Annotated in this window: 22 protein-coding genes; 9 read left to right on the plus strand and 13 right to left on the minus strand. The window is 59.6% G+C overall.

From position 1 onward, the window contains the following. Positions 1–113 precede the first annotated feature (113 nt). The 8 genes from KFS80_RS25450 to KFS80_RS25485 all read right to left on the minus strand — a co-directional run bounded on the left by KFS80_RS25450 (position 114) and on the right by KFS80_RS25485 (position 8,987). Complete coding sequence (locus KFS80_RS25450) at positions 114–911, minus strand: MetQ/NlpA family ABC transporter substrate-binding protein (RefSeq protein ID WP_016985636.1); 798 nt, start codon at positions 909–911, stop codon at positions 114–116. 258 nt (positions 912–1,169) lie between these two features. Further along, positions 1,170–2,090, minus strand: a complete 921-nt coding sequence (locus KFS80_RS25455) for a sigma 54-interacting transcriptional regulator (RefSeq protein ID WP_159811975.1) — start codon at positions 2,088–2,090, stop codon at positions 1,170–1,172. A gap of 55 nt (positions 2,091–2,145) precedes the next feature. Continuing rightward, entirely contained in the window at positions 2,146–2,727 is a 582-nt protein-coding gene (locus tag KFS80_RS25460) for an alpha/beta hydrolase (protein WP_212546314.1), read from the minus strand. A gap of 266 nt (positions 2,728–2,993) precedes the next feature. Further along, positions 2,994–3,395 (minus strand): ExbD/TolR family protein, encoded by a 402-nt coding sequence (locus KFS80_RS25465; protein ID WP_003220570.1) that lies wholly within the window; start codon positions 3,393–3,395, stop codon positions 2,994–2,996. Between the two features lies 1 nt (position 3,396). Next, entirely contained in the window at positions 3,397–4,122 is a 726-nt protein-coding gene (locus tag KFS80_RS25470; RefSeq protein ID WP_053116492.1) for a MotA/TolQ/ExbB proton channel family protein, read from the minus strand. A 44-nt stretch (positions 4,123–4,166) separates the two neighbouring features. Continuing rightward, entirely contained in the window at positions 4,167–4,976 is an 810-nt protein-coding gene (locus tag KFS80_RS25475; RefSeq protein ID WP_212546315.1) for an energy transducer TonB, read from the minus strand. Positions 4,977–5,259: 283 nt separating this feature from the next. Next, positions 5,260–6,603 carry an aryl-sulfate sulfotransferase gene (locus KFS80_RS25480; RefSeq protein ID WP_212546316.1) on the minus strand — a complete coding sequence of 448 codons (1,344 nt, stop codon included), beginning with the start codon at positions 6,601–6,603 and terminating at the stop codon, positions 5,260–5,262. Positions 6,604–6,626: 23 nt separating this feature from the next. Then, complete coding sequence (locus KFS80_RS25485; protein ID WP_212546317.1) at positions 6,627–8,987, minus strand: TonB-dependent receptor; 2,361 nt, start codon at positions 8,985–8,987, stop codon at positions 6,627–6,629. Between the two features lie 165 nt (positions 8,988–9,152). Here KFS80_RS25485 and KFS80_RS25490 point away from each other — a divergent pair, with 165 nt between their 5' ends. Both KFS80_RS25490 and KFS80_RS25495 read left to right on the plus strand, forming a co-directional pair. After that, positions 9,153–10,097, plus strand: coding sequence for a LysR family transcriptional regulator (locus KFS80_RS25490; RefSeq protein ID WP_212546318.1), 945 nt, complete (start codon positions 9,153–9,155; stop codon positions 10,095–10,097). Positions 10,098–10,287: 190 nt separating this feature from the next. Continuing rightward, positions 10,288–11,904 carry an alkaline phosphatase family protein gene (locus tag KFS80_RS25495; protein WP_212546319.1) on the plus strand — a complete coding sequence of 539 codons (1,617 nt, stop codon included), beginning with the start codon at positions 10,288–10,290 and terminating at the stop codon, positions 11,902–11,904. Between the two features lie 104 nt (positions 11,905–12,008). Here the strand turns inward: KFS80_RS25495 and KFS80_RS25500 are convergent, their stop codons facing one another. Then, a complete protein-coding gene (locus KFS80_RS25500; protein ID WP_053116486.1) occupies positions 12,009–12,929 on the minus strand; it encodes a TauD/TfdA dioxygenase family protein in 921 nt (306 codons plus the stop codon). A gap of 181 nt (positions 12,930–13,110) precedes the next feature. Between KFS80_RS25500 and KFS80_RS25505 the strand changes: the two genes are divergently transcribed. Next, a complete protein-coding gene (locus KFS80_RS25505) occupies positions 13,111–14,031 on the plus strand; it encodes a LysR family transcriptional regulator (protein ID WP_053116485.1) in 921 nt (306 codons plus the stop codon). A gap of 76 nt (positions 14,032–14,107) precedes the next feature. On the opposite strand, the gene KFS80_RS25510 is transcribed toward KFS80_RS25505, so the two are convergent. After that, positions 14,108–15,121, minus strand: a complete 1,014-nt coding sequence (locus KFS80_RS25510) for an ABC transporter substrate-binding protein (protein WP_212546320.1) — start codon at positions 15,119–15,121, stop codon at positions 14,108–14,110. Between the two features lie 405 nt (positions 15,122–15,526). Here KFS80_RS25510 and KFS80_RS25515 point away from each other — a divergent pair, with 405 nt between their 5' ends. Genes KFS80_RS25515 through KFS80_RS25525 form a run of 3 tightly spaced genes read left to right on the plus strand, consistent with a single transcriptional unit; the run spans position 15,527 to position 19,562 of the window. Beyond that, on the plus strand, positions 15,527–17,125 hold the full coding sequence (locus tag KFS80_RS25515; RefSeq protein ID WP_212546321.1) for an ABC transporter permease: 1,599 nt from the start codon (positions 15,527–15,529) through the stop codon (positions 17,123–17,125). After that, positions 17,122–17,937, plus strand: coding sequence for an ABC transporter ATP-binding protein (locus tag KFS80_RS25520; protein ID WP_212546322.1), 816 nt, complete (start codon positions 17,122–17,124; stop codon positions 17,935–17,937). The genes KFS80_RS25515 and KFS80_RS25520 overlap by 4 nt, the downstream gene beginning before the upstream one ends. Before the next feature lie 14 nt (positions 17,938–17,951). After that, positions 17,952–19,562, plus strand: a complete 1,611-nt coding sequence (locus tag KFS80_RS25525; protein ID WP_212546323.1) for an arylsulfatase — start codon at positions 17,952–17,954, stop codon at positions 19,560–19,562. Between the two features lie 199 nt (positions 19,563–19,761). On the opposite strand, the gene KFS80_RS25530 is transcribed toward KFS80_RS25525, so the two are convergent. After that, complete coding sequence (locus KFS80_RS25530; protein ID WP_212546324.1) at positions 19,762–20,832, minus strand: fatty acid desaturase; 1,071 nt, start codon at positions 20,830–20,832, stop codon at positions 19,762–19,764. Between the two features lie 100 nt (positions 20,833–20,932). On the opposite strand from KFS80_RS25530, the gene KFS80_RS25535 reads away from it, so the two are divergent. Beyond that, positions 20,933–21,937, plus strand: a complete 1,005-nt coding sequence (locus KFS80_RS25535) for an AraC family transcriptional regulator (RefSeq protein WP_053116479.1) — start codon at positions 20,933–20,935, stop codon at positions 21,935–21,937. A 107-nt stretch (positions 21,938–22,044) separates the two neighbouring features. Here the strand turns inward: KFS80_RS25535 and KFS80_RS25540 are convergent, their stop codons facing one another. Continuing rightward, the gene (locus tag KFS80_RS25540) at positions 22,045–23,430 is read right to left on the minus strand and encodes a heavy metal sensor histidine kinase (RefSeq protein WP_212546325.1); all 1,386 of its coding nucleotides are present in this window, start codon (positions 23,428–23,430) and stop codon (positions 22,045–22,047) included. Beyond that, positions 23,420–24,100, minus strand: a complete 681-nt coding sequence (locus KFS80_RS25545) for a heavy metal response regulator transcription factor (RefSeq protein WP_053116476.1) — start codon at positions 24,098–24,100, stop codon at positions 23,420–23,422. Before KFS80_RS25545 ends, KFS80_RS25540 begins: the two co-directional genes overlap by 11 nt. A gap of 135 nt (positions 24,101–24,235) precedes the next feature. Here KFS80_RS25545 and KFS80_RS25550 point away from each other — a divergent pair, with 135 nt between their 5' ends. After that, entirely contained in the window at positions 24,236–24,721 is a 486-nt protein-coding gene (locus KFS80_RS25550) for a GlcG/HbpS family heme-binding protein (protein WP_212546326.1), read from the plus strand. Between the two features lie 12 nt (positions 24,722–24,733). Then, positions 24,734–25,144, plus strand: a complete 411-nt coding sequence (gene uraH, locus KFS80_RS25555) for a hydroxyisourate hydrolase (RefSeq protein ID WP_016987599.1) — start codon at positions 24,734–24,736, stop codon at positions 25,142–25,144. Positions 25,145–25,289: the final 145 nt, after the last annotated feature.

The raw sequence follows: 25,289 nt of genomic DNA on the forward strand, positions 1-25,289 counted from the left end.
GAAGGCTGCGATCTTTTGCTTCTGGCTGCTGATTTTGCACACACAAAAACGCCGATGCCCATCACTGGCCATCGGCGTTTTCACACCTTGAAGGGGGTGGTTCAAGCGTCAGATCAGAACGCCGGCAGTACCGCGCCGTTGTACTTCTTCTCGATGAACGCTTTCACTTCCGGGCTGGTCAAGGCTTTGGCCAGTTTCTGGATCGCGTCGCTGTTCTTGTTGTCCTCACGGGCCACCAGGAAGTTCACGTACGGCGAGTCAGCGCCTTCGATTACCAGGGCGTCCTTGGTCGGGTTCAACTTGGCTTCCAGCGCGTAGTTGGTGTTGATCATGTCCAGATCAACTTCCTTCAGAACGCGTGGCAGCAGGGCCGATTCCAGTTCCTTGAACTTGAAGTTGTGCGGGTTCTTGGCGATGTCTTTCGGCGTTGCCAGAGCGTTTTTCGGGTCTTTCAGCTCAATCAGGCCAGCCTTCTGCAGCAGGATCAGTGCACGGCCGCTGTTGCTGCCTTCGTTCGGGATGGCGATGGTCGCGCCGTCTGGCAGTTCAGCCAGGGTTTTGTACTTGCTCGAGTAACCACCGAACGGTTCAACGTGCACGCCCTGCACGGTCACCAGGTACTTGGATTTGTCGTCCTTGTATTTGCCCTGGTTGAAGCTGTTCAGGTACGGCAGGGTCTGGAAGTAGTTGGCGTCCAGACGCTTCTCGCCCACTTGCACGTTCGGCTGAACGTAGTCGGTGAAGACTTTGATTTCCAGATCCACGCCTTCTTTGGCCAGGGTCGGTTTGATCAGCTCAAGAATTTCAGCGTGCGGCACCGGCGTTGCGGCAACCACCAGCTTCTCGCCAGCGTTGGCCAGGGAAGCCGTCAGAGCAGCCGCCAATGCGGTAAACAACAGAACCTTTTTCATGCAGTGTCCTTATCGAAAATCGGTCGTCATCGACGACGGCATCTAATACGAGTGCCAGTGAAGTGATATCGCTGGCGTGGGTCGGACAATACCGGGATTTTATATTCCCGGACAATAACGTTTATTCACGTTGATATTCCATTTTGTTCATACACGCGGTTTAGACGTGTAGGAGCTGCCGAAGGCTGCGATCTTTTGATTTTCAATAAGTTAAAACGTTGAAAAGCAAGATCAAAGGATCGCAGGCTTCGCCAGCTCCTACAGGAGGCCGGTGTTTTTCAGAAGTTTTTTGAGGGCGGCTTGGTCAGCCGTGGAGCCGGTGGCGATGATCTGGTTGATCTGGGATTCGATCTGGGTCAAGAGCGGCGGTAGATTGAGGTGCTCCGGCAGAATTTCGTCGCCCGTGCTCACCAGCAACGCAAAATGAATGACGTTTTCCAGTTCGCGGGTGTTGCCCGGCCAGCTGTGTTGTTCGAGCACGTGCTGCGCCGCTTCGCTGATCAGTGGCACCGGCAGGTCGAGGCGCTGGCTGTAGATGCCGAGGAAGTACTCGGCCAGCGAGAGGATGTCGCCGATCCGCGCGCGCAACGCCGGCAACTCGAGATGCCCTTCGCTGAGATAGTGATAGAGCCGCTCGTGGAATTTTCCGGCGTCCACTGCTTGAGCCAGATCGATGCTGGTGGCCGCGACCAGGCGCACGTCCACCGGGCTCGGTTGATGCGCACCGACGCGAGTGACCTCGTGGTTTTCCAATGCGGCGAGCAATTTGATCTGAATCGGCAGCGGCAGATCGCCAATTTCATCCAGGTACAACGTCCCGCCATTGGCCGAACCGAACCACCCCGCACGACTGCTGGCCGAACCGCTGAATGTGCCGGCGGCATAGCCGAATAACTCGGCATCGGCGTAGGTCGGGCTGATCGCGCCGCAATTGACCGAGACGAATAAACCGCTGCGATCACTGGCGCGATGGATATGGCGAGCGAGCAATTCTTTACCGGTGCCGGTCTCGCCACGGATCAATACCGAGATCGAGCGCGGGGCCAATTGCTCCAGCTCTTCGCGCAACTGGCGTGAGCGCGGATCGACGAACACCAGCGCTTTGGCGCGGATGCTCAGGGGGCTTTTTTCTGCATCGGGAAAGGTCAGCAACGGCTGACCGAAAGTGTCGAAACTCATGGCAGACTCCCGCCCAAAACCGCCGGGAGACGGGGGCGATCAAAGAAAAAACAAATCAGGCGCGACGGCGAGCGTGGTGTTCCATACGGTTTTGCAGGCGATAGAGATACGCAAAACCCTGCTCCCAACGCTGATGCCCGGACTTGACGTTGATGTGCCCGGCGCCGGCGAGAATCCCCGCCTCGGCGCCCCAGTTGCGCGCCAGTTCCATGGCACGCGGCGCACTCACGGCCGCATCGTTGTCGGAGCTGACCACCTGGCTTGGAAACGGCAGCAGATCCGTCGGAATCGGTGCGAAATTGCGCAGCGCGGGTACGCAGGCCGGACGTTCGACATCCGCCGGCGCGACCAACAAGGCGCCGCGCACCTGACGCAGGTATTGCACGGGCGCAGTGGCCGCCCAATGGGCAACGGTGACGCAGCCGAGGCTGTGGGCGATGAGGATGACGGGCGTGCTGTCAGCGGCAATCGCCTCGGCCAGCGCGGCGACCCAGTCTTCACGACGCGGCGTCAGCCAATCGGCCTGCTCGACCCGCGCGCTGTTCGGCAGGCTGTTCTGCCAGTGGCTTTGCCAATGATCTTCCGGCGATCCTTGCCAGCCCGGCACAATCAGATAGCGAATTGATTCGTTGCGCATGGGGAGCTCTCCTGCGTGTCTGTTCCTGAAGGAGTATAGGGAGGGGATTTATATTCGTTAAGGAATAAGAAGCTATTTATTAAGACCTGAAACGAATATGACAAATATCCTGTAGGAGCTGCCGAAGGCTGCGATCTTTTGATCTTGCTTTAAAATCAAAATCAAAAGATCGCAGCCTTCGGCAGCTCCTACAGGGTAGGTGGTCGAGAAATAAAAAAAGGGCCGCACCCTGCCAAGGAGACGGCCCCGGAAAAACGTAAATCCTGTTACCGCGCCGTGATCACCGACAACTTGGTAATCCCTGCCCGCTCAATCGAAGCCATCGCTCGCGCCACTTCGCCGTAATTCACTCCGTCATCCGCCTGCAATTGCACGCGCACTTCCGGATCCTTGGCCTTGGCCGACTTCAGGTTGAATTCCAGCAAGTCCGGCTGAATCTCATCCTTGTTGATAAACAGTTTGCCGGCACCGTCGATGCTCACCACCAGCGGATCCTTCTGCTCGACCGGCGCTACCGCCTCAGTCTTCGGCAGGTTGATCGGTATCGCGTTGGTCAGCAGCGGCGCGGTGACGATAAACACCACCAGCAGCACCAGCATCACGTCCACCAGCGGGGTCACGTTGATCTCGCTGAGCACCTCATCACTGTCTTGCGTGGAGAAGGCCATATCAGGACGCCTCCTTCACTTTTGCCGCGTTGCCCTGCGCTGCAACCTTGTGCGCCGTCGGGTGGATCAATACGCGGAACGAGCTCTTTTGCGCCAGGCTGTAGAAGTCGTGGGCGAAGTCATCGAGATCCGCCGCCGTCAGTTTCAGACGACGCAAAAAGTAGTTGTAAACCAGCACCGCCGGTACCGCGACGGCAATCCCCACACCTGTGGCGACCAGTGCCGCACCGATCGGGCCGGCCACCGTTTCCAGGCTCGCCGAGCCGGCCGCGCTGATGCCTTTCAACGCTTCCATGATTCCCCACACCGTGCCGAACAAACCAATGAACGGCGACGTACTGCCAATACTCGCGACCACCGCCAAGCCGGTTTCCAGCGAACGGCGTTCGCGGACGATCTGCTGGCGCAAGGCGCGCTCCAGTCGATCCTGATGGTTGATCGCCTGGCTCAAATCCGTGGCCTGTGGCGCCTCACCCACTTGAATCGCTGCGTAACCAGCCTGCGCTACTCGCGCTGCAGCACCGGGTTGGGTCTCGCTCAATTCGGCGGCGGAATCCAGACTCGACGCCGCCCAGAAGCGTTTATGAAAACGGCGATCCTGCGCCTTCAGACGCCCGAACTGCACAGCCTTGAGCAATGCCAGGCCCCAGGTGGCGACGGAAAAAACCACCAGCAGCCAGATCACCGCGCTTTCGATGGATTCCAGTGGAGATGCCAGTAACGTCATGATGTATTCCTCGTGTAAACGTTTCGCGCGAATTTGGTTTCGGTTTAATGAATCTTGAAATCGATGGGCACGCTGACCCAGCCGTCCTGGGCGACATCACCCTGCTTGGCCGGGACGAAACTCCAACGTTTCACGGCGCTTAACGCCGCATCGTCGAGCTGCTGCCGACCACTGCTTTTTGCAATCTGGATCTCACCCGGTTTGCCGCTGGCCAACACATGCACACGCAGCAACACGGTGCCTTCCCAACCGCGACGCTGAGCCAGCGACGGGTATTCCGGCGCCGGGTTTTTCAAGTACGCGGCGTTGGCCGAGGCCGGGGTTACCGGAGCCGGCGCCGGTGGTGCAGGTGGCGCTGGCGCAGCGACTGGAGCGGCCGGTTTTGGCGGCGCCGGTGGTTGCTCGACGGCTTTCGGCGCCGGTTTCGGTGGCTGTTTAACCACCGGTTTCGGCTTTGGAATCGGCTTCGGCGGCGGTGGTTTTACGGCAAGCTCGTCCTCAACCGGCGGCGGTGGTTCGACCACAGGCGCTGGAGGTGGCGGCTCGACAACCGGTGGCGCTGGCGGAGCCGGGCGCGAAAACTCGATGGTCATTGGTGGAATTTCTGGCGGCACGATTGGCAGCGTTGGCGTCGGCTGCTGGTTGATCCAGTAGATCACCGCGCCATGCGCCAACAGCGCCAACACACCCAGCAGGATTGCCTCGCGCCGACTCAAGATGCCTTTGGGGGCACGCTGCAAACTTTGCTGCCCCAACGGCACACGGTGCGGCCGGCCGAGATCGACCAGTTCACCACTCGGCGTCTGACGCCACAGCAATTCCTCTGCGCTGGCGGCGGTCTGGACATTGCCCATTGATTCACTCCCTGCGGTCTTTTTTGCGTTCTCTTTACCAAGCCGTCGATTCGCCGTTTGTTGAAGCCCCCACCGCGATCGATGGGTGAATCATTGGCTTAGACGCTTATCTCCGAAAGTAATCTTTAACGTTATCCATAGGCTTTTATGGAATATACGAGCTGATCACTTTCACCAAAGCCACGGCCCATAAGGGCTGGAGCCATGTGGTGAAAACAGCATGCTTTTCAGGCATTGAAAGTATTCGCGCAACGCATCAACAAAGACCCGATGCGCGCCTCGACTAGCGACTGGCGTTGGTCTGCTGCACGCCCACCACCGGTGCAATCACAGCGGTTTCGGAGCGCGGCGTACCCTGCGGCACCCAGTCATAATTCACAGGTAACGCGCGATACACCCAGTTGCTGACGGCATCGCTGCCCGGGGCTTTGCCCAGGTACGGGCTGACGTATTCCCAGACGTTTTCGCCGCTGGCCGTGACCTGGAAAAACCGTCCGTTCATGCCTTCGTCGATCAACGTATTGCCGTTGGGCAAACGCCGCGCACTGCTGATGAAGGAGCTGTAAAACGCCCACCCCGGTTGCTTCGAATTGGCGGCGCTGTACTGCCAGACGATTTCGTTTTTTACCGGATCAATTTCCAACACTCGCGAGCCGGAAATCAGCCCGAGGGTGACGTTCGGATAACCCGCCGAACCCTGGTTATCGAACACCAGCACATTGCCCGCGCCCGGTAGCCCGGCCGGAATGATGTGGGCGTCATGCTGACCGACAAATTGATCGACCGGACGAGGCAGCGTCCGCGCGGTTTTCGGGCTGGCCAAGGGCAGGTTCGGCCCCAGACGCCAGACCACTTTGCCGCTGCTTTTTTCGATGATCGCGATGAAGTTGGCGTTGCGCGAATCGAACAGCAGATTGTCCGGATTGAAACGCTTGTCACCGGCATCGAACCACTTGTTCGGCCCGACTACGCTGAGGTTATTGATGTGCAGGTAATCCGCATCCTCGCTGCCGCGCACCAGTTTCAATTGCTCTGGGGTGAAGCCGAATTCGTTGAGGTGCTCCGACGCCAGCCACTGCCATTTCACCGCACCGTCGGGGCTGACTTCATAGATCGCATCGTCGATCACCTCGGGGACTTTGAAGCCTTTGATCGCGTGCACTTTGTTCGCCAGCACCACGGTGTTGCCGTTGCTCAACCGGCGCTGATCGTGATGCTGCTGCGCCGCGCCACCGGGCGCCTTGTCGCCCCACTGCCAGACGACTTTGCCATTCCAGTCCAGTTCGCCGACGCTCTGATTGCCCAGGCCATTGCCGGCTGAACCGAGTTTGCCGGGATCCTTGTCACTCAGTTGCAGCAGGACATGCCCGCGCTCGCCGCCGACCAGTTTCGGGTCGATGATCGCTGAGGGGAAACCTGCCTGAGGCCAGTTCTTGACCTCGTTGCCGTTCATGTCGATCAGGTGCGTCTGCTTGTCGGCGCCGCTGAAAATCACGTACTGATTGAAGGCTTTGTCCGGGTCGTAACGGGTGACGCCGGTCGGGTAAACGCTCGGCGCGGCGAAGGCGCCAGCGCTAAACACCGCGCCGGACAACAACAGCGGAAAAGCCGTTTTGATGCGCAACATGATGCAGCTCCTTGAATGACTTATCAGAAGTCGTAGCGACCGGTGACGCCGAGGGTGCGCGGTGTGCCGAGCAGGCCTTCATAGCCGCCGTTGCCGCCCGTCCACAGGGTCGTGTAGTAGGTTTTGTCGAAAGCGTTTTTCAGCCACAGCGAGATGTCCCACTGCCCTTGGTTGAAGTCGCCGCGCAGGCCGGTGGAGAGGTTGACCACCGCGTAACTCGGGATTTGCCCGTAGTCGGAATCCTCGACCGTGCCCACTGCTTTCGAGCGGAAGGCGTAGCTGCCGGTGACGTACGGTTCGAAGCCGTTATCGAGATTCCATTTGTATTCGCCGTTGGCGTTGCCGATCCATTTCGAAGCGCCGACCACTTGGTGACCGCTGAGGTCGCAAGACGCCGGGGCACCCGGCGCCTGGCTGATTTCCGGCGGGCACGGCGCGTCTTTGTAGGAGAGGTAGCTGACGTCGTTGAAGGAGCCGTTGAAGTTCAGGGTCAGGCCACGCAGCGGGATTACCGTGCTTTCAAACTCGACGCCGCGCGAGCGCACGGAACCAGCGTTGGTCAGGTATTGCACGCGGTTGACGTCGTCGTAAGCGTTGGTCTGATAGGCGTTGACCTGCGTCCAGAAGACGTTGGCGTTGAGCTGCAAACGACGATCCCACAGCGTACTTTTGAAACCGAGCTCGGCGTTGTTTGCGCGTTCGGTGCCGACCAACAGCGAGTCGGCGCCGGCGGCGGGTGCAGAGCCGACTGAGAGGTTAACGCCACCGGATTTTTCGCCGTGAGACACCGTCGCGTAACCGAGCACATCGTCAGTGATGCGATAGCTGAGGTTGAGCAAACCGGACGGGCTGGAACTGTACTGATTCAAATCGCCGGAATCGTAGGCGCCGGCACGACCGCGCCGCGCCGTTGCCGCTGCACCCGTCACCGCCGCGCCACCGACCGGCGCGTCGCGAGTGACCCAGGCGTTCTTCTCTTCGTAAGTGCCGCGCACACCAGCGGTGAAATCCAGGCGCTCGGTCAGATGCCAGGTGCCTTGGGCAAACAGCGCAAAACTGTCGGTCTTGATATGACCGTTGCCGACGCTGCCAATGTTGGCCAGCGCACCGGCCGGCGTGCCGTTCCAGATGTCCGCTTGCGGGCCGTAATAGGCGAAGGATTTGTTGTCCAGATCGTTGCCGAAGTAGTAGGCGCCGACGACGTAATCGAAGAACTCGCCCTTGGGCGACGCCAAGCGAAATTCCTGTGAGTACTGTTTGTCTTCTACCGAAACACCAGCGTTGTAAGTCGACGCGACGTTGAGACCATCGTCATTTTTCGGGGTGAAATTCCAGAAGCGATACGAGCTGATCGAGGTCAGGGTGAAATCGCTCGGCAGTGCCCAATTGGCTTCAACCGAGGTGCCGCCCTGATGCACGGTGACGTGTTGATCGCTGTCCAGATTGACCTTGCGGTGCGAGCCATTAACCAGCGTTGCACCGGCCGCCGCTGCCCGCGCCGAGTAAAGATTGACGCCGTTGATGGTCGGGCCGGTGTCGTACAGCACGCGGGTGCCGGCACTGGAATCCTCTTCGTTGTAGTCGCCGATCCAGCGCAGATTGAAGTCTTCATTCGGCTTGAACAGCAACTGGGCGCGGAAGCCATCGCGCGAGCCGCCGTTCAAATCATGGCCGTTGTATTCGTTCTTGATGTCGCCGTCACTGCGTGTGCGATACGCCGAAAAACGTCCGGCCAGCTCATCGTTGAGCGGCCCGGAAATCGTGCCTTTGGTTTGGAAATAACCGTCTTCGCCGACCGAGGTTTCGATGCTGCGCTCAGGCGTGAAGGTCGGCGCGCGGGTGCTGATGTTGATCACCCCGGCGGTGGTGTTTTTGCCGAACAGCGTACCCTGCGGCCCACGCAAAACTTCGAGCTGTTCGATGTCCATCAAATCGAACACCGCCATGCCTGGACGGCCAAGATAAACGTTGTCGATGTACAGCCCGACGCTGCCTTCCAGACCATCGCTCGCCGGGTTGTTGCCCAGGCCTCGGATCGACACGCTGGACTGCCGCGCATGCATGTAGGCGACGTTGACGCTCGGCACCAATTGCTGCAAATCCTGAATCCGGTAAACCCGTTGCGTCTCCAGATTCTGGCCGCTGACCACGCTCATTGGCGTCGGTACATCCTGCGAACTTTCTTCGCGGCGGCGAGTGGTCACGGTCACGGTTTCCAGCTGCGAACTGTTGGCCGCCGGTTTGCCTGCGGGTACCGGCGTCGGGGTTTCCGTTTCGGCGGCGTAGCTGTGAGTCCAACTGGCGCTCCCTGCCAGCAACAAGGCCAGAGGCAGGCGTTTGAGCCGTCGTGGTGTTAAGGGTGACGCTAGGTTCAACGGACTCATGGCGCGGCTCCTGGTCAAAAAACACACAGACATCTTCAGCGCTGCATATTCTTTTAAGTTATTTATTTATGGATTTACAAATATTTACTGCATAAGAGATTGCCTTTATAAGGAGTCGACCTAATGCATATCCAATGCATTTCCCGGATATTTTTTATGTGAAAAATGCATATCGACTTGCGACAACTTCGTCACTTCATCGCCTTGGCTGAACAACGCAGCTTCGTCGCCGGCGCGCAGGCGGTGAACCTGTCGCAGTCGGCATTCAGCCGTAGCATTCAGGCGCTGGAGCACAGCGTCGGCTGCCAGTTGGTCGATCGCGGGCGCAAGGAATTACCGCCGACCAAACAGGGCCAGGTGCTGCTCGAACACGCGCGGCGGCTGGTCAGTGGTGCGCAGCAAATGGCCAACGAGATCAGCCAGTTCAATGGGCTGGAGGCAGGGGAATTGCGCTTCGGTTGCGGGCCGGCGCCAGCAGCAGGTTTGATCCCGCGCGCAATTGGCAGCTTCATCGGTCGCTACCCGAAAGCGCGGGTGCAGTTTCAGGTCGATGATTGGCAGAGTTTGAGCAAACGTTTATTGAGCGAAGAGTTTGAATTCTTCGTTGCGGACACTCGGCATTTCGAGGCGGATCCGGATTATCTGACGCATCGGTTGCGCCCGCGTAAATGGCATTTCTGCTGCCGCGCGGGGCATCCGTTGGCGGCATTTGATCGAGTTAGCGCCGAGCAATTGATGAGTTATCCGCTGGCGGTGAGCATCCGCCCGCCGAACCTGCGCAAGGTGATTGTCGACCTCAGCGGCCGCCCGGATTTCATCCCGAATGTGGAGTGCGAAAACAGCTCGAGTTTGTTGAGTGTGGTATTGCGTTCGGAGGCGATCGGGATTGTCGGCGCGTATTCGGATGCCCTGCATCAGGCCAAGGGTGAGCTGGTGTGTTTGCGGGTTGAGGGTTTGGCGGATGATCTGGAGGAGCTGTATACGCGCTATGGGATAGTCAGCCGCGCGGGGTATCGGTTGTCGCCGTTGGCGGAGGCGATGATTGAGCAGATCAAGGTGATTGATGCGGTGGATGAGGAGGTGTGTTCGCTGGATAGACTTGCCGTCTGATCGACCGCTATCGCGAGCAGGCTCACTCCTACATTTGAAATGCATTCCCCTGTAGGAGTGAGCCTGCTCGCGATAGCGCCAGTACTGGCACCGATGCACTCCCTGCATAAAACCCATTCCCCAAATGCACTTGCCGAACACCCCCACCGAAAGCGAAAACCCTCGCCTGTCCCACTGACCGGTGAACCCCATGCCCACCCCGCCAAACCCCGTACGCAACGTGCTGTACATCATGTGCGATCAACTGCGCCGCGATTACCTGTCCTGCTACGGCCACCCACATTTGCACACGCCGAACATCGATCGCCTCGCCGCCGCCGGCGTACGTTTCAGCCGCGCCTACACCCAAGGCACGATCTGCGGCCCATCGCGGATGTCGGCCTACACCGGGCGTTACGTCAGCAGTCATCAAGTCGCCTGGAACGCCGTGCCGCTGCCGCTGGAAGAACTGACGATCGGCGATTACCTGCGCCCGCACGGCATCCGCACTGCACTGGTTGGCAAGACTCACGCAACGGCGAACGTGGATGCCTTGCAACGTCTGGCGATCAACCCCGAGAGCGAGCAAGCCGAGATCCTCAACGAGGTCGGTTTCGAACCGTACATGCGCCACGACGGAATCTATCCCGACGATCCGCTGTTCGATGACAAACGCGAATCTGCGCCCTACACCCATTACCTGCGCGAGCACGGTTTCGAGGGCCGCAACCCTTGGCACGACTGGGCCAACGCCGCCGAAGGCGACAACGGCGAAATCCTCAGCGGCTGGCAAATGCGTCATTCGAAATTGCCAGCACGAATTCCCGAGCAACACTCAGAGACTGTCTACACTACAAATCGAGCCATCGACTTCATCACCGAGCAAGGCGAGAAATCGTGGTGTTTACACCTTTCTTATATCAAACCGCACTGGCCGTATATCGTACCAGCACCGTACCACGCCTTGTACAGTACGAAATCGATTCTCGAACCGATCCGCGCGACGCCCTCCGAAGCCAGCAAACACCCCGTATACACTGCCTTTCGCCAGCATGAGGAAAGCCTCAACTTCTCCCGCGATTCAGTACGATTGACTGTAATCCCCACGTACATGGGCCTGGTCAAGCAAGTCGATGATCAACTTGGGCGTCTGTTCGATTTTCTGCAGAGCAATGGCCGTTGGGATGACACGTTGATCGTGTTCACCAGCGATCACGGCGACTTTCTGGGCGATCACTGGCTAGGCGAGAAGGAGTTTTTGCTGGAGCAGGCGGTGGGCGTGCCATTGATCGTGCGCGACCCTCGGGCGGCGGCGGATGTCACGCGCGGCACGGTGGATGATCGGCTGGCAGAAACCATTGATGCGTTGCCGACGTTTCTTCAAGCGCTGGGATTGCCGGCGGCGGAGCATCGACTTGAAGGGCGTTCGTTGATCCCGCTTCTGCACGGAGAGAATCCGGACTGGCGCCGCTATGCGATCAGCGAATACGACTACGCGTTTCAGGCGCCGGCACGTGAGCGTCTGGGCCAGCCGATCGACCGTTGCCGCATGACCATGGTGCGCAGCGAGCGCTGGAAATACCTGGCGTACGACGGCTTTCGGCCGCAGTTGTTTGATTTGCTGAATGATCCGCAGGAGCTGCGTGATTTGGGCGAGGATCCGGAATTCGCGGCGGTGCGCGAGGAGCATGCGGGGTATCTGTTTGAGTGGGTGCGGGGGTTGAAGCGGAGGACGACGATCAGTCATCAGGAGATTGATGGGCGTGGGCAGCGGTTCCGGTATGGTGAGCCGGAATCCGAGAAAGTCGTTCAGATCGGGGTTTGGTGATTCCGGTAGGAGCTGCGGCACGCTGCGATCTTTTGATCCTGATCTTCAAATCAAAAGATCGCAGCCTCGTTTCACTCGACAGCTCCTACAGGTATCGAGCTCGATCAGACTCCGACGATGTCCGCGCCTTTGATGGTCTGGCTACGCTGCCCATTCGCCCCCACCGGCACCTCACCCTTCAACGTCACCCGACGCACCACCCGATCCTGAGTCCCGTAATCATCAATCGCATAATGCTGCGTCGAACGGTTATCCCAGATCGCCACATCACCCGCCTTCCAGCGCCAGCGCACAGTGTTTTCCTGACGGATCACATGGCTCTGCAAAAGCCCAAACAAATGCGCCGAATCGGCCTGCGAGTAACCTTTGATGCGTTTAACGAAATGCCCCAACAACAAGCTCTTCTCGCCGCTGATCGGGTGCACGCGCACCACCGGGTGCTCAGTCTCGTAAACAGTCGATGTGAAAACCTTGCGATAGCGCTCCAGCTTCTCTGCCGACACGTCCGGTTTCGCACTGGCGTAGTCGTACTCGTTGCTGTGCACGGCGACCAGTTTATCGGCCAGTTCACGCAGTTCGGTCGGCAAGCCGTTGTACGCCGTCGCGGTGTTGGCCCACAGGGTGTCGCCACCGAATGCCGGGGCCACCACCGAGCGCAGGATCGAGGCTTTCGGGTAAGCATCGACGAAGGTCACGTCGGTGTGCCAGGAGTTGGCGCGCTGACCTTCAGCGCCGTCCAGTTCGAGCAGATAACGCGTGCCTTCACGGGACGGCACGGTCGGGTGCGCCACCGGTTCGCCGAGCAAATGAGCAAAGGCTTCCTGACGCTGATCGTCGAGCTGAGTCTGTTCGCGGAAGAACACGACTTTGTACTGAACCAGTGCCTGTTGAATGGCTTCAACGGTGGCGGCGTCCAGTTCACCGGATAAGTGCACGCCACGAATCTCGGCGCCGATACGACCGGCCACCGGGTGAATTTCCAGCGCGTGGACAGCGGGTTTTACTGCGAGTGCGGCATTGCTCATGGGTAGACCCTCATCGACTGCTTACGGTTGGGCGGCAGCGAAACATTGCTCTATCTATATTCCATTTACATCTAATAGATATTCACATGCTTCGTTGACGGAATAAGAGCTTGCATTTAAAACCTCTAGCAACCCTCGTCGCAAATGCCTTCGAGCTATTTTTAGGATGCCGGAAAAGCATATGGATCTTCGCCAGTTGCGCTACTTCATCGCCCTCAACGAACACCGCAGTTTTGTCCGTGCGGCGGACGCGATGGGCATCACTCAACCGGCGTTCAGCCGCAGCATTCAAGGGCTGGAGCAGGAGTTCGGCTGCGTGCTGGTGGATCGCGGCAACAAGGATTTACGCCCCACTCCCGAGGGTCAGGTGGTGCTGCAACACGCCCTGAGCCTGGTACAAGGCGCGGCGATGCTCAGCGCGGAAGTGACGCAGATGACCAAGCTCGATGCCGGCGAAGTGCACTTCGGTTGCGGCCCGGCGCCGGCGGTGAAACTGGTGCCGGATGCAGTGGCGCAATTCATCAATGCGCACCCGAAAGTGCGCACCTGTTTTCAAGTGGATAACTGGGAAAAACTCAGCCGCGCGTTGAGCCGTGAGGAGATCGAATTTTTCATCGCCGACATTCGTCATTTCGAGGCGGATCCGAACTTTCAGACGCAAGCACTGACGCCAAAGCGCGGAGTGTTTTTCTGCCGCCCGGGGCATCCGTTGTTGGCCAAGGAAAGCCTGTCGACCAACGACATGTTCGACTACCCGCTGGCGACCACGCGGATTCCGCCGGGCATTCGTAAACTGCTGGCGAATCTCAGCGGCAGGATCGATTTTTCGCCGACCATCGAGACCGAGCATTTTCCGGCGCTGGTGAAAGTGGTGCTGCAATCGAATGCGATTGGCGTCGGTACGGAGGAGGCATTTGTCGAGGACATTGCCAAGGGTTCGCTGGTGCTGCTGCACTGGCGTAATTTGCCGCAGAACCTGGAGAGCATGAATGCGCGCTGCGGGATTGTCAGCCGTACCGGGTTTCGGCTGTCGCCGGCGGCGCGGGCGATGATTGAGACGCTGGTGGCGGTGGATCGAGAGGAACATCGCGTCGCCGTTTAAAGAGGATCGTTCCCACGCAGAGCGTGGGAACGATCGGTTCCCCTGTAGGAGCTGCCGCAGGCTGCGATCTTTGCTTTTAAAGCTTCGCCGCGGCCAACTCCGGCGCCACCCATTCATTAACCTTGAACGGCTTGCGAATCAGTCTCTGCTGCGCCGCCAGATCGACCTTGTCCTGCAAGCTATCCAGGAACGCCGGATCCAGCGTCGACGGGAATACTTCGCTCAGTTTCTGATCTTTCAGATCTTCAGTAAGGATCACCGGCGGATAACTCGCCAGCCCTGACACCAACTGTACGTACGCATCCTTGTTGCTGTCCTGCGTCAGCCACTCCACGGCCTGCTGCTGCGCCTTTAACAACTTCGCCACCGCTTCCGGATGCCCATCAACAAACTTGCCGCTGCCCACCAACACCGACTGCACACTGCCGGCCCCGCCCAAATCCTTGGTGTTCAACGGCAACTCGGCCAAGCCCTTGATTTGCAATGCCGCCAACCCGGAACTGCCCCACGACGCATCAATCTGCTTCGCCGCCAGTGCAGCGGTCGCGCCGGTGAAGTCGAGGTTAATGACCTTCAGATCCTTCTCGCTCAAGCCCTGACTGGCCAGCGCCGCGTCAAACGACAACTGCGTCGCGGTGCCCTTGAAGATCGCCACACGCTTGCCCTTCAGATCCTGCAAGGTCTTGATCCCGGAACCCGGCACCACGCCGAGATACTGCTTCACCCCACGCGCACCGGCATTTAGCAGCCGCGTATCGAGGCCGTTGGACTTGCCAATGATCGCCGCCAGATCCCCGAGATACGCCAGATCAACCTGACCATTGGCAAACGCCTCATTGATCACTGGCCCCGCACCCTTGAAGAAATTCCACTGAATCTTGATGCCCTGATCGGCAAAGGCCCTTTCAAAAATTTGCTGATCACGCAGCACGTCGACCACACCGCCGCCGCTGTGTTGAGTGCCGGCGCTCAGGTCGGGCACGGCGATGCGGATTTCCTTCAGCTCATCGGCCTGCGCCGTCAGGGTGAGAAAACCCGCCAGCGCCGGGGCGGCAAACAGACTGATGACACGTTTGAAAGGAAGGTTCATGGGTGCGGCTCCTTGATCAATACAGGCGTTAAGGAGCCGAAAGTAGGCCGAAGCAACACCTTCGCTTAAATACTATAAACGCACATTTTTATAGCTTTTAACGCTAAGCGAACAACGCCGGGGCTTGCAGCGGCGTATGCATTAACAGCATCGAAAATATTCTTCGAATGCATTGGATGCGTGTGGGCTGGAAGCCTTAAATGGTCTGGCTTATCTCCAATTAGTATTGATTTGAATATTGTTAGATCATTTTTGCATACTCCACGCAACTTGTAGGAGCCGAGCTTGCTCGCGAAGGGGCCGTGTCAGTCAACGCAACAGTCGACTGATTTAACGCCTTCGCGAGCAAGCTCTGCTCCTACAAAAGCGGTGGTTTGCCATGCAACCCGACAACGGAGGTCACCCATGGCCCGTCAATCTCTGCTCAGTTTGCCGCTGCCAGCGCCACCGCTGAAAAGCCGACGCTCCTGGCCCAGCATCAACCAACGTCTGTTGCCATGGCTGCTGCCCATCAGTCTGTTCGCTCTATGGTGGCTGGCCGCGCGCAACCAATGGATGAGCGAGCAGATCCTGCCGGCGCCATCGTTGGTGTGGAGCAGCGCCGTCGAGCTGTCGCAAGGTGAGCTGTGGAGCCATTTGTGGATCAGCCTGCAACGCTTGTTCTGGGGCTTGCTCGCAGGGATTTCCGCCGGTGCAGTGCTGGGTGCTGCGCTGGGTTTCAGCCGCCGTCTGGAGCGTCTGATTTTCCCGACCTTCGCCGGTCTGGCGCAGGTGCCAACGCTGGCGTGGATCCCGCTGTTCATGGTGTTTTTCGGCATCGGCGAAGTGTTGAAACTGGTGGTGCTGATCAAAGCCATCGTCGTCCCGGTGACCTTGCACACGCTGGTCGGCGTGCGTGACGCTCAGCCGAAACTGCGCGAAGCCGCTGCCGTGTTGCGACTGCCACCGCGCCTGCTGATCCGGCGATTGGTGCTGCCCGCCGCCCTGCCCGCGTTCATGGCCGGTGTGCGTTTGGCGCTGGCCGCCGGCTGGACATCGCTGCTCGCAGTCGAGTTGCTCGCCTCCAGCGAAGGCATCGGTTACCTCATGGTCTGGGCGCGCCAGCTGTTTATGCTCGACATCGTCTTTGTCTGCATCGTGGTGATCGGTTTGATCGGCGTGGCGATGGATCGCGGCATCGGTCTGCTGGATAAAAAACTGGTGCACTGGCCGCACCCGGCCACTGCGGAAATTCGTCGCGGCCCGCGCTATGAAGGCTGGCAGCGTTTGCAACCGTGGCTGCTGCCGCTGGGCTTGCTCGCGCTTTGGCAACTGGCGAACGATCAACAGTGGGTCGATCCGAATATTCTGGTGAGCCCGCTGGCCGTGCTGATTACGGCGTGGGACGGTCTGCTCGATGGCACGTTGATCAACGGCATGGCCCTGAGCCTGGGTCGCACCCTCGGCGGTTTGTTGCTGGGCGGCGGACTCGGTTTGGCCCTCGGCTTGCTGCTGGGCTTGTCACGCACCAGCGAACGTGTGCTCGGCCCGACACTCGCCGCGCTGCGCCAGATCGCGATTTTCGCCTGGGTGCCGCTGCTCACCGCGTGGTTCGGATTGGGTGAACTGGCGAAGTGGGTGTTCGTCGCCCTCGCCGCATTTTTTCCGCTGTTTATCGCCACGCAACGCAGCGTCGCCAACCTTTCGCCGCAACTCAACGAAGCCGCACAAGTGCTGCGCCTGAGCCTTGGTCAACGCCTGCGTCGTCTGGTGCTGCCAGGCGCGGCACCGGGGATTTTCGCCGGTCTGCGCCTGAGCCTGATCTACGCCTGGCTCGGCACCATCGGTGCCGAATATTTCATGCCGTCCAACGGCGGCATCGGCAGCCAGATGATCGGCGCGCAACAACTGCTGCGCATGGATCTGATCATGGCGTGCATGCTCTTCGTCGGCCTCACCGGCGCTCTGCTCAACCTTATTGGCCAACGCCTGGAAATTCGCGCGACCCGCTGGAGACACGCATGAACGCACCCATTGTTAGCTTCACCCACGTAGGCAAATCCTTCGACGTCGACGGTTTCGAACTGGAGGCGATTCGCGAATTCAACCTGGACATCGCCGAGGGCGAATTCGTCGCCATCGTCGGTTCCAGCGGCTGCGGCAAATCCACCTTGCTGCGATTGTTGGTGGGCCTTGATACGCAATTTCGCGGGCAGATCACCGTCGATGGCAAAGCCGTCAGCGGCATCGGCGGCGAGCGCGGCATTGTCTTCCAGGAACACCGTTTATTCCCGTGGCTGACCGTCGCCGACAACATCGGCCTCGGCCTGGTCAACGAGCCGCTGAGCGCTGCACAAAAGCAAAAACGCATCGACGATTTCATCGATCTGGTCGGCCTGCGCGACTTCACCCGCGCCTATCCGCACCAGCTCTCCGGCGGCATGGCACAACGCGTGGCGATTGCTCGCGGCCTCGTCGCCAGCCCAAGAATTCTGCTGCTTGACGAACCCTTCGGCGCGCTCGATGCACTGACCCGCCAGCAAATGCAGGACGAGCTGTTAGCGATCCGCGCCCGCGCAAAAATCACCACGATTCTCGTTACTCACGACGTCGAGGAAGCGATCTTCCTCGCCGACCGCGTGGTGGTGATGGAGCCGCGTCCGGGGCGGATCAAGCAAGTGGTCGATATCGCCCTGCCGCACCCGCGCCAGCGCAGCAGTTTCGACTTCCATCAGTTGCGTGAAGAACTGCTGCACGAACTGACCAGTGATGACCATTACCAACCGAGCGTGCCGGTGCAGATCCGCGATCTGCCGCTGACGTTCATTGCCTGCTGAACAGGAGTTTCGCAATGCCGCAACGTCCCAATTTTCTGGTGATTCTGGCCGACGATCTCGGCTTCTCCGACATCGGTGCGTTCGGCGGCGAAATTGCCACGCCGCACCTCGATGCCTTGGCCAACAACGGCCTGCGCCTCACCGATTTTCATACCGCGCCGACCTGCTCGCCAACCCGTTCGATGCTGCTCACCGGCACCGACCACCACATCGCCGGCATCGGCACCATGGCCGAGACGCTGACCCCGGATCTGATCGGCAAACCGGGTTACGAGGGCTACCTCAACGACCGCGTCGTCGCCTTGCCCGAGCTGCTGCGCGAGGCCGGTTATCAAACGTTGATGAGCGGCAAATGGCACCTCGGTTTGAAAGCTGAACTGGCGCCGCATGCGCGCGGTTTCGAGCGTTCGTTTTCGCTGCTGCCGGGCGCGGCCAACCACTATGGTTTCGAGCCGACCTACGATGAGCAAACGCCGGGCCTGCTGAAATCGACCCCGGCGCTGTACATCGAAGATGACCAGTTTCTCGACGAATTGCCGAAGGATTTCTATTCCTCCGATGCCTTCGGCGACAAATTGCTGCAATACCTCAAGGAGCGTGATCAAACTCGGCCGTTCTTCGCTTACCTGCCATTCTCCGCACCGCACTGGCCGTTGCAGGCACCCGCTGACATCGTCGAGAAATACCGGGGCCGCTATGACGCCGGCCCGGAAGTGTTGCGCCTTGAACGGCTGGAAAAACTCAAAGCCCTCGGCCTGATTGAGCCAGACGTCGAGCCGCATCCACTGATTCAGTTGACCAAACAGTGGGACGCGTTAAGCGACGAGCAAAAGCAGATTTCCGCGCGGGCGATGGAGGTCTACGCGGCGATGGTCGAGCGCATGGACTGGAACATTGGCCGGGTCGTCGATTACCTGCGCCAGCAGGGGCAACTCGACAACACGTTCATCCTGTTCATGTCCGATAACGGTGCCGAAGGCGCACTGCTCGAAGCGTTCCCGAAATTCGGCCCGGAACTGGTGACGTACCTCAGCCAGCACTACGACAACAGCCTCGACAACATTGGCCGGGCCAACTCTTACGTCTGGTACGGGCCGAACTGGGCGCAGGTGGCGACCGCGCCGTCACGGCTGTTCAAAGCGTTTACCACCGAAGGCGGGATTCGCGTGCCGGCGCTGCTGCACTATCCGCAGCTGGCGATCAAAGGACAGATCAGCCATGGCTTCGGCACGGTGATGGACATCACGCCGACGATTCTCGATCTGGCCGGTGTGCGTCATCCGGGCAAGCTGTGGCACGGTAAACCGGTGGCGCCATTGCGTGGCAAATCGTGGCTGGGATTCTTGTCGGGCGAGACCGCGCAGGTGCACGACGAGCACACGGTGACGGGTTGGGAATTATTTGGGCGAAGGGCGATTCGGCAGGGATCGTGGAAAGCGGTGTGGATTCCCGGGCCAGTGGGGCCGGCGACCTGGCAGCTTTATGACTTGAGCAGTGATCCGGGGGAGATTCATGATCTGGCGTTGAGTCAGCCGGAGAAGCTCAGCGCGCTGATCGGGCATTGGCAGCAGTATGTCGAAGAGACCGGGGTGATTTTGAGTGAGTCGCCGTTTCAGCCGGATTGAGGGCAAGATCAAAAGCCCCTCACCCCAGCCCTCTCCCGGAGGGAGAGGGAGCTGACCAAGGTGTCTTTCGCTAAACATCGACCTGTGAAAACCAGTCGATTATGGATTCGACAAAACTCTTTCACGTCGGCGTACTTCCCCAATATCCCCCAATCAGTCCCCTCTCCCTCCGGGAGAGGGCTAGGGTGAGGGCAATTCGTCAGGCCTCCACCACCTCCCCAGACACCGCGATTTCATCCCGACGAACAAACCGGTTCGCCCGCCCAAACGTCCCGAAATCATTAAACCTCACCCCCATCTCGCGCATCACCTTATGCGCCACCGGCACGGTCATCTGGCGGATATAAAACGGTTCCTTCACCACAAAATGATGAATCCCGTGGCTGCTGCCAAAGTTGAAGCAGAACGCCTGCAACGGCCACAACCACCAAGGGTTCAACACCTGACACTGCTGCAGCACGTTACCCAGTTCAACATCGCCGTAGTAATGCATGTTCGAGCTGATGAAGTGCAGGCAAAACGTACGCAAAACATTCGGGCCGATGATCACCACAGCGGCGATATCGATCACCTGCATCACCGACAACGTCGTCGCTGACCATTCAATCGGCGCACCCAGCAGATACGCGATGCCATTGGCCGCATGGAAACCAAGAAACACATACCACGCACCCCAATGCACCAGCGCCAGCGGCGCGTAGACCTTCAACGTGCGTTTGATGATGCTGAACTTGTGCGCCCAGGTCTTGGCCCGCAGCATGCGGATAAAAGCCGACATCACGTTGTCGCCAACCATCAGCAAGCGCGCAAAACCCCACGGCTCGCCGTTGGTGATCGCGCGCTCCTCCATGTCAGTTTCAGTGCCGGAGACCTTGTGGTGATTGAGGTGCAGATGCCGACGAATCCACGGATTGATCGTGCTCGGCCGCGCCAGCCACACCAGGCCCATCATCAAATTGTGCGGCACGCGCTGCTTGCGGAAATACATGCTGTGGATCAGGTCGTGCTCCAGCTCATGGGTCAGCGAAGCAAAAAAAGCATTGAGCAACAGGCATGCCCACCACGCCATATGGCCGGTGATGTACAGCGTCGCCGAGCCGATCATCCCGATCAGGGCAAAGGCCAGAATCCCCGCCCCAAGCGCATCCTGATGCTTGAGAATCGGGTAGCGCTCACGCAATTCGACGCCTTTGGCCAGTACCACTTCGCGAATATGTGCTGATCGCTGGGCCGCATTGTGTCGCTGGGGACTTGCAGAAGTACCGTCCATGCTTCCATCCTCGGGTTTATGATGTTCGCATCGTGCCTCGCCAGTGCTTCAATTGCGGTAGCCGAGAACGCCAACCTGTTGACCGGAAGCGCCAATCAGCATGAAGGAACCGACCTCCCTCGCCAGTTGGACCCGTGCCTTGCGCAAACAACTTGATGCGCTGGGGCTGGACAGCATTGCCCTGTGCCAACAGGCCGGGCTCGACCCCAATTTGATGGACGACCCCAACGCGCGCTATCCGCTGTCCGGCACCACGCGCCTCTGGGAAATCGCCGTGCAGGTCAGCGGCGACCCGGCGATTGGTTTGCGCGTGTCGCGGTTCGTCAGCCCGACCACGTTCCATGCGCTCGGTTATGCGCTGGTCGCCAGCGGCAGTTTGCGTGAAGTGTTTGAACGCATCGTGCGCTATCACCCGGTGGTCAGCGATGCGCTGGAGCTGGAACTGAGCCGCAGCGACGACCGCTATCAATTCCGTCTGAAAATTCCGTCAGGCAATCCGGCGCCAGCCTTCGAAGCCATCGACGCGTTCACCGCGATCTACGTGCGCACTTGCCGCAATCGCCTCGGCCGCGATTACGCGCCACTCGCCGTTTACCTGCGCCGTCCGGAACCAACCGACGCGCACCAATGGCACAAAGTCTTCCGCGCCCCGGTGCACTTCGGCTGCGCCGAAGATCGTCTGGAGTTCGCCCTCGTCGACTTCGACAGCCACCTCGACGACGCCAACCCGGAACTCGCTGAACACAATGAGGCAGTGCTCAAACGCACCATGGCCCAGCTCCAGCCGCTGACCTGGGAGCGCAAGGTGCGCGATGCCATCGAAGAACAATTGCCGGAAGGTGAGCCGAGCGCTGAGCGGATTGCTCAGGCGTTGCATTTGAGTTTGCGCAGCTTGCAAAGGCATCTGGCGGATGAGGGTTGTCGCTTCGACACACTGCTCAACGAGAGCCGCGAGAACCTGGCGCTGTTGCACCTGCGCGATCCGCAGTGTTCATTGAGTGAGGTGAGTTATTTGCTCGGGTTCGCCGATACCAGCAGCTTCAGCCGCGCGTTCAAGCGCTGGACGGGGATGACGCCGGGGCAGTTTCGTGACGGGTTGCGCTGATTGATCCGGGATTCGCTGTGAATCGACTGGCCTCTTCGCGAGCAAGCCCACTCCCACAGGGGAATGCATTCCAAATGTGGGAGCGGGCTTGCTCGCGAAAGGGCCCTTCAACTCACCACAAACCCCAACTCAAAAACAGTGCCGTCAGCATCACTACTCACCCGCACCTGTCCCCCATGCAACTGCATGATCGACTGCACGATCGCCAACCCCAACCCACCCGAATCCCCCGGTTCTGCCCGTGAAGGATCGACGCGGTAGAAGCGGTCGAACAGTTTGCTCAGATGCTCCTGCGCAATCGCCGGGCCATGATTGTGCACTTGCAACCAGCACTCACCCGCCTCGTCCCGGCGACGCAGACTGATCACCGATCTTTGATCGGCATGACGCACGGCATTGGCCAACAGATTGCCGAGCGCCCGTTGCAACAGTTGCTGATCGGCAAGCAGTTCACCGTGCAGTTGATTGTCGAGCCGCACGTCACGGTCATCCGACAAGGCTTCAAAATAATCACACAGCTCACCGCCAACGCTGTGCAAATCCAGGGTTTGAAGATTCAGCGCGCGTTCGGCCTGTTCGGCGCGGGCGAGGAACATCAAGTTCTCCGCCATGCGTTTGAGCCGTTCGAACTCTTCCATGTTCGAGGCCAGCACTTCCTGATATTCCTCGGTGCTGCGCGGATGATTCAGTGCCTGGCCGTTACTGGCGAGCAAGGTGTGCAACGGCGTGCGGATTTCGTGGGCGAGGTCGGCGGAGAACTGCGACAGGCGCTGCACGCTGTCGTCCAGTCGCGCGAGCATGCCGTTGAGCGCTTGCACCGGTTCAAGCAATTCTGCCGGCGTGCCATTGGCAGGCAGGCGTTGATCAAGGCTACGCAGATCGATGCCACGCACCGCTTCGCTCAACTGCCGCAACGGTTGCAGGCCCCGGCGCAGCAAGAGCAAGCCCAAGGCAAAAGCGAGCAACGCACCGAGTCCAACCGACAGGTACAAGCGCATGCGATAACTGCCGAGCATCGATTCACGCTCGCTCAGCACTTTGCCGGCAATGACCGTCAGCGGCTCGCCGTTCGGCCCCTGCGCTTCGCCGGACAACAGCGCCAGTTCGGCACCGTCCGGCGCTTGCCAGGTCAGCACATCGGGACGCTGCGGCGTTTGCTCGCGGGGGATGGCGTTCAGTGCGGGCAACTCGCGTTGCCGTGGATTGATCGCGATCACGCTCGATCCGTCGGCGCGGCGCACCAGCAACAGGCTGTCGAGATTGCCGAGCATGTTCTGATACAGCCGTGGCCGCGCCTGCAAAGCGCCGAGGCTGTCGCTGTCGGCGAGCAAGGCGCGCACTTGCTCCAGGCGACCGAGCAACGCGAGGTCGTCGCGGTAGGCGATTTCCGAGGCCAGCGAGCGGTAGAGAAACACGCCAATCGCGCTCAGCACCAAGGCGCAAACAATCGCGAACGCCAGCGCCAGTCGCCAGGCGATCGACTTAGAGCGCATCGTCCGGCGCTTCCAGTTGATAACCGACACCGCGCACGGTGTGGATAAGTTTGGGCATGTACGGATCATCGACTTTCGAACGCAAACGCCGCACGGCGACTTCGACCATGTTGGTGTCGCTGTCAAAATTCAGGTTCCACACCTGCGAGGCGATCAGCGTGCGCGACAGCACTTCGCCCTGGCGACTGGCGAGCAGTTGCAGCAGGGCGAACTCCTTGTTGGTCAGGGCGATGCGCTGGCCATTGCGGCTGACACGGCGGCGCAGCACATCGATTTCCAGATCGGCGATGCTGTACGACTCGGCTTCGCGCATCGGCCCGCGGCGCAGCAAGGTGCGCACGCGCGCGAGCAGTTCGGCGAAGGCGAAGGGTTTCAGCAAGTAATCGTCGGCGCCCAGTTCGAGGCCGCGCACACGGTCTTCGATGGCGTCCTTGGCGGTGAGGAACAGCACCGGCGTGGCGCCGCGCTGGCGGATCAGTTGCAGCAATTGCCAGCCGTTGAGGCCGGGCAGCATCACGTCGAGGATGATCAGGTCATATTCCTGCTGCTCGATAAAGTAGCGCCCATCGAGACCGTTGAGCGCCACGTCCACGGCAAAACCCGACTCGCCCAGGCCCTTGGCGAGGAAATTTGCGGTTTTGGCTTCATCTTCTACGACCAGCAAACGCATGGCACACCTCGATTGATAGGCACACAGGCTAGGCGCCTTCGGCGGCGTTGCCCATTACAAACTTGTAATCCAACTGACGAGGTTCTGACGAAGACCGGCGATTAAGGTGACGACCTTCGCTTCTGGAGCTTGTCCATGACCCTGAAATTCTTGCTCGCCAGCCTGACCCTCGGCCTCAGCGCCGGGGTTTACGCCAGCCCGGAACTGCCGCGTCACGCTGACCTCGACCTGAAAACCGCACGGCTGCTTGCCGACACCGCCATGACCAATTGCACCGGCACGGTGTCGGTGCTCGATCGCGGCGGCAACTTGCTGGTGACCTTGCGCGGCGATGGCGTTGGCCCGCATAACACCATTGCCAGCCAACGCAAGGCGTACACCGCGCTGTCGACCAAAACCGCCACCCGACTGTTTGCCGAACGTGCCCGCAGCAATCCGGAAACCGCCAACCTCAACACACTCGACGAATTGTTGTTGCTCGGCGGCGGTATTCCGCTGTTCCTCGGCACTGAACTAGTGGGCGCCATGGGCGTGGCCGGTTCCGGCGGCGGTGAGCAAGACGAAAAATGTGCGATCAAGGCTGCCGAGAAAACCGGCCTGGCCACCACCCGTTCCCAATAAGGAGATGCATCGATGAATACTTTGCGCATGACTTTCGCAGCGCTCGGCCTGAGCGCTTTCTCAAGCCTGGCGCTGGCCGCTGGCAACCCGTTGAGCGTGCACGTGCTCAATCTGGAAAACGGCCTGCCGTCGCCGGGCATCAACGTGACCCTGGAGAAACATGTCGGTCAGGACTGGCAGCCGCTGGCTCAGGGCACCACCAATGAACAAGGACGGATTGCCGAACTGTTTCCGGCCAAACAGCCTTTTGAAGCGGGCGAATACCGCGTGGTGTTCAAGACCGGCGAGTACTTCAAGAAGGTCAAGCACGACACGTTCTTCCCGGAGATTCCGGTGATTTTTGAAGTGAAGCAGACCGATCAGCACTACCACATCCCGCTGCTGCTGAGCCCGTACGGTTTCTCGACCTATCGCGGCTCGTAAAATAAACACAGATCCTCGGAACAGGCCTCTGTGGCGAGGGGATTTATCCCCGATGGACTGCGCAGCAGTCCCATTTTCAGGGCCGCTGCGCGCCCCATCGGGGATAAATCCCCTCGCCACAAGTATAGGTTTCCACTGTGGATAA

The sequence above is a fragment of the Pseudomonas rustica genome, assembly GCF_018336155.1.
Taxonomy (GTDB): Bacteria; Pseudomonadota; Gammaproteobacteria; order Pseudomonadales; family Pseudomonadaceae; genus Aquipseudomonas; species Aquipseudomonas rustica.

Coding starts and splice junctions, on each gene's coding strand:
- KFS80_RS25450 (WP_016985636.1), bottom strand. CDS start 911: ATGAAAAAGGTTCTGTTGTTTACCGCATTGGCGGCTGCTCTGACGGCT.
- KFS80_RS25455 (WP_159811975.1), bottom strand. CDS start 2,090: ATGAGTTTCGACACTTTCGGTCAGCCGTTGCTGACCTTTCCCGATGCA.
- KFS80_RS25460 (WP_212546314.1), bottom strand. CDS start 2,727: ATGCGCAACGAATCAATTCGCTATCTGATTGTGCCGGGCTGGCAAGGA.
- KFS80_RS25465 (WP_003220570.1), bottom strand. CDS start 3,395: ATGGCCTTCTCCACGCAAGACAGTGATGAGGTGCTCAGCGAGATCAAC.
- KFS80_RS25470 (WP_053116492.1), bottom strand. CDS start 4,122: ATGACGTTACTGGCATCTCCACTGGAATCCATCGAAAGCGCGGTGATC.
- KFS80_RS25475 (WP_212546315.1), bottom strand. CDS start 4,976: ATGGGCAATGTCCAGACCGCCGCCAGCGCAGAGGAATTGCTGTGGCGT.
- KFS80_RS25480 (WP_212546316.1), bottom strand. CDS start 6,603: ATGTTGCGCATCAAAACGGCTTTTCCGCTGTTGTTGTCCGGCGCGGTG.
- KFS80_RS25485 (WP_212546317.1), bottom strand. CDS start 8,987: ATGAGTCCGTTGAACCTAGCGTCACCCTTAACACCACGACGGCTCAAA.
- KFS80_RS25490 (WP_212546318.1), top strand. CDS start 9,153: ATGCATATCGACTTGCGACAACTTCGTCACTTCATCGCCTTGGCTGAA.
- KFS80_RS25495 (WP_212546319.1), top strand. CDS start 10,288: ATGCCCACCCCGCCAAACCCCGTACGCAACGTGCTGTACATCATGTGC.
- KFS80_RS25500 (WP_053116486.1), bottom strand. CDS start 12,929: ATGAGCAATGCCGCACTCGCAGTAAAACCCGCTGTCCACGCGCTGGAA.
- KFS80_RS25505 (WP_053116485.1), top strand. CDS start 13,111: ATGGATCTTCGCCAGTTGCGCTACTTCATCGCCCTCAACGAACACCGC.
- KFS80_RS25510 (WP_212546320.1), bottom strand. CDS start 15,121: ATGAACCTTCCTTTCAAACGTGTCATCAGTCTGTTTGCCGCCCCGGCG.
- KFS80_RS25515 (WP_212546321.1), top strand. CDS start 15,527: ATGGCCCGTCAATCTCTGCTCAGTTTGCCGCTGCCAGCGCCACCGCTG.
- KFS80_RS25520 (WP_212546322.1), top strand. CDS start 17,122: ATGAACGCACCCATTGTTAGCTTCACCCACGTAGGCAAATCCTTCGAC.
- KFS80_RS25525 (WP_212546323.1), top strand. CDS start 17,952: ATGCCGCAACGTCCCAATTTTCTGGTGATTCTGGCCGACGATCTCGGC.
- KFS80_RS25530 (WP_212546324.1), bottom strand. CDS start 20,832: ATGGACGGTACTTCTGCAAGTCCCCAGCGACACAATGCGGCCCAGCGA.
- KFS80_RS25535 (WP_053116479.1), top strand. CDS start 20,933: ATGAAGGAACCGACCTCCCTCGCCAGTTGGACCCGTGCCTTGCGCAAA.
- KFS80_RS25540 (WP_212546325.1), bottom strand. CDS start 23,430: ATGCGCTCTAAGTCGATCGCCTGGCGACTGGCGCTGGCGTTCGCGATT.
- KFS80_RS25545 (WP_053116476.1), bottom strand. CDS start 24,100: ATGCGTTTGCTGGTCGTAGAAGATGAAGCCAAAACCGCAAATTTCCTC.
- KFS80_RS25550 (WP_212546326.1), top strand. CDS start 24,236: ATGACCCTGAAATTCTTGCTCGCCAGCCTGACCCTCGGCCTCAGCGCC.
- uraH (WP_016987599.1), top strand. CDS start 24,734: ATGAATACTTTGCGCATGACTTTCGCAGCGCTCGGCCTGAGCGCTTTC.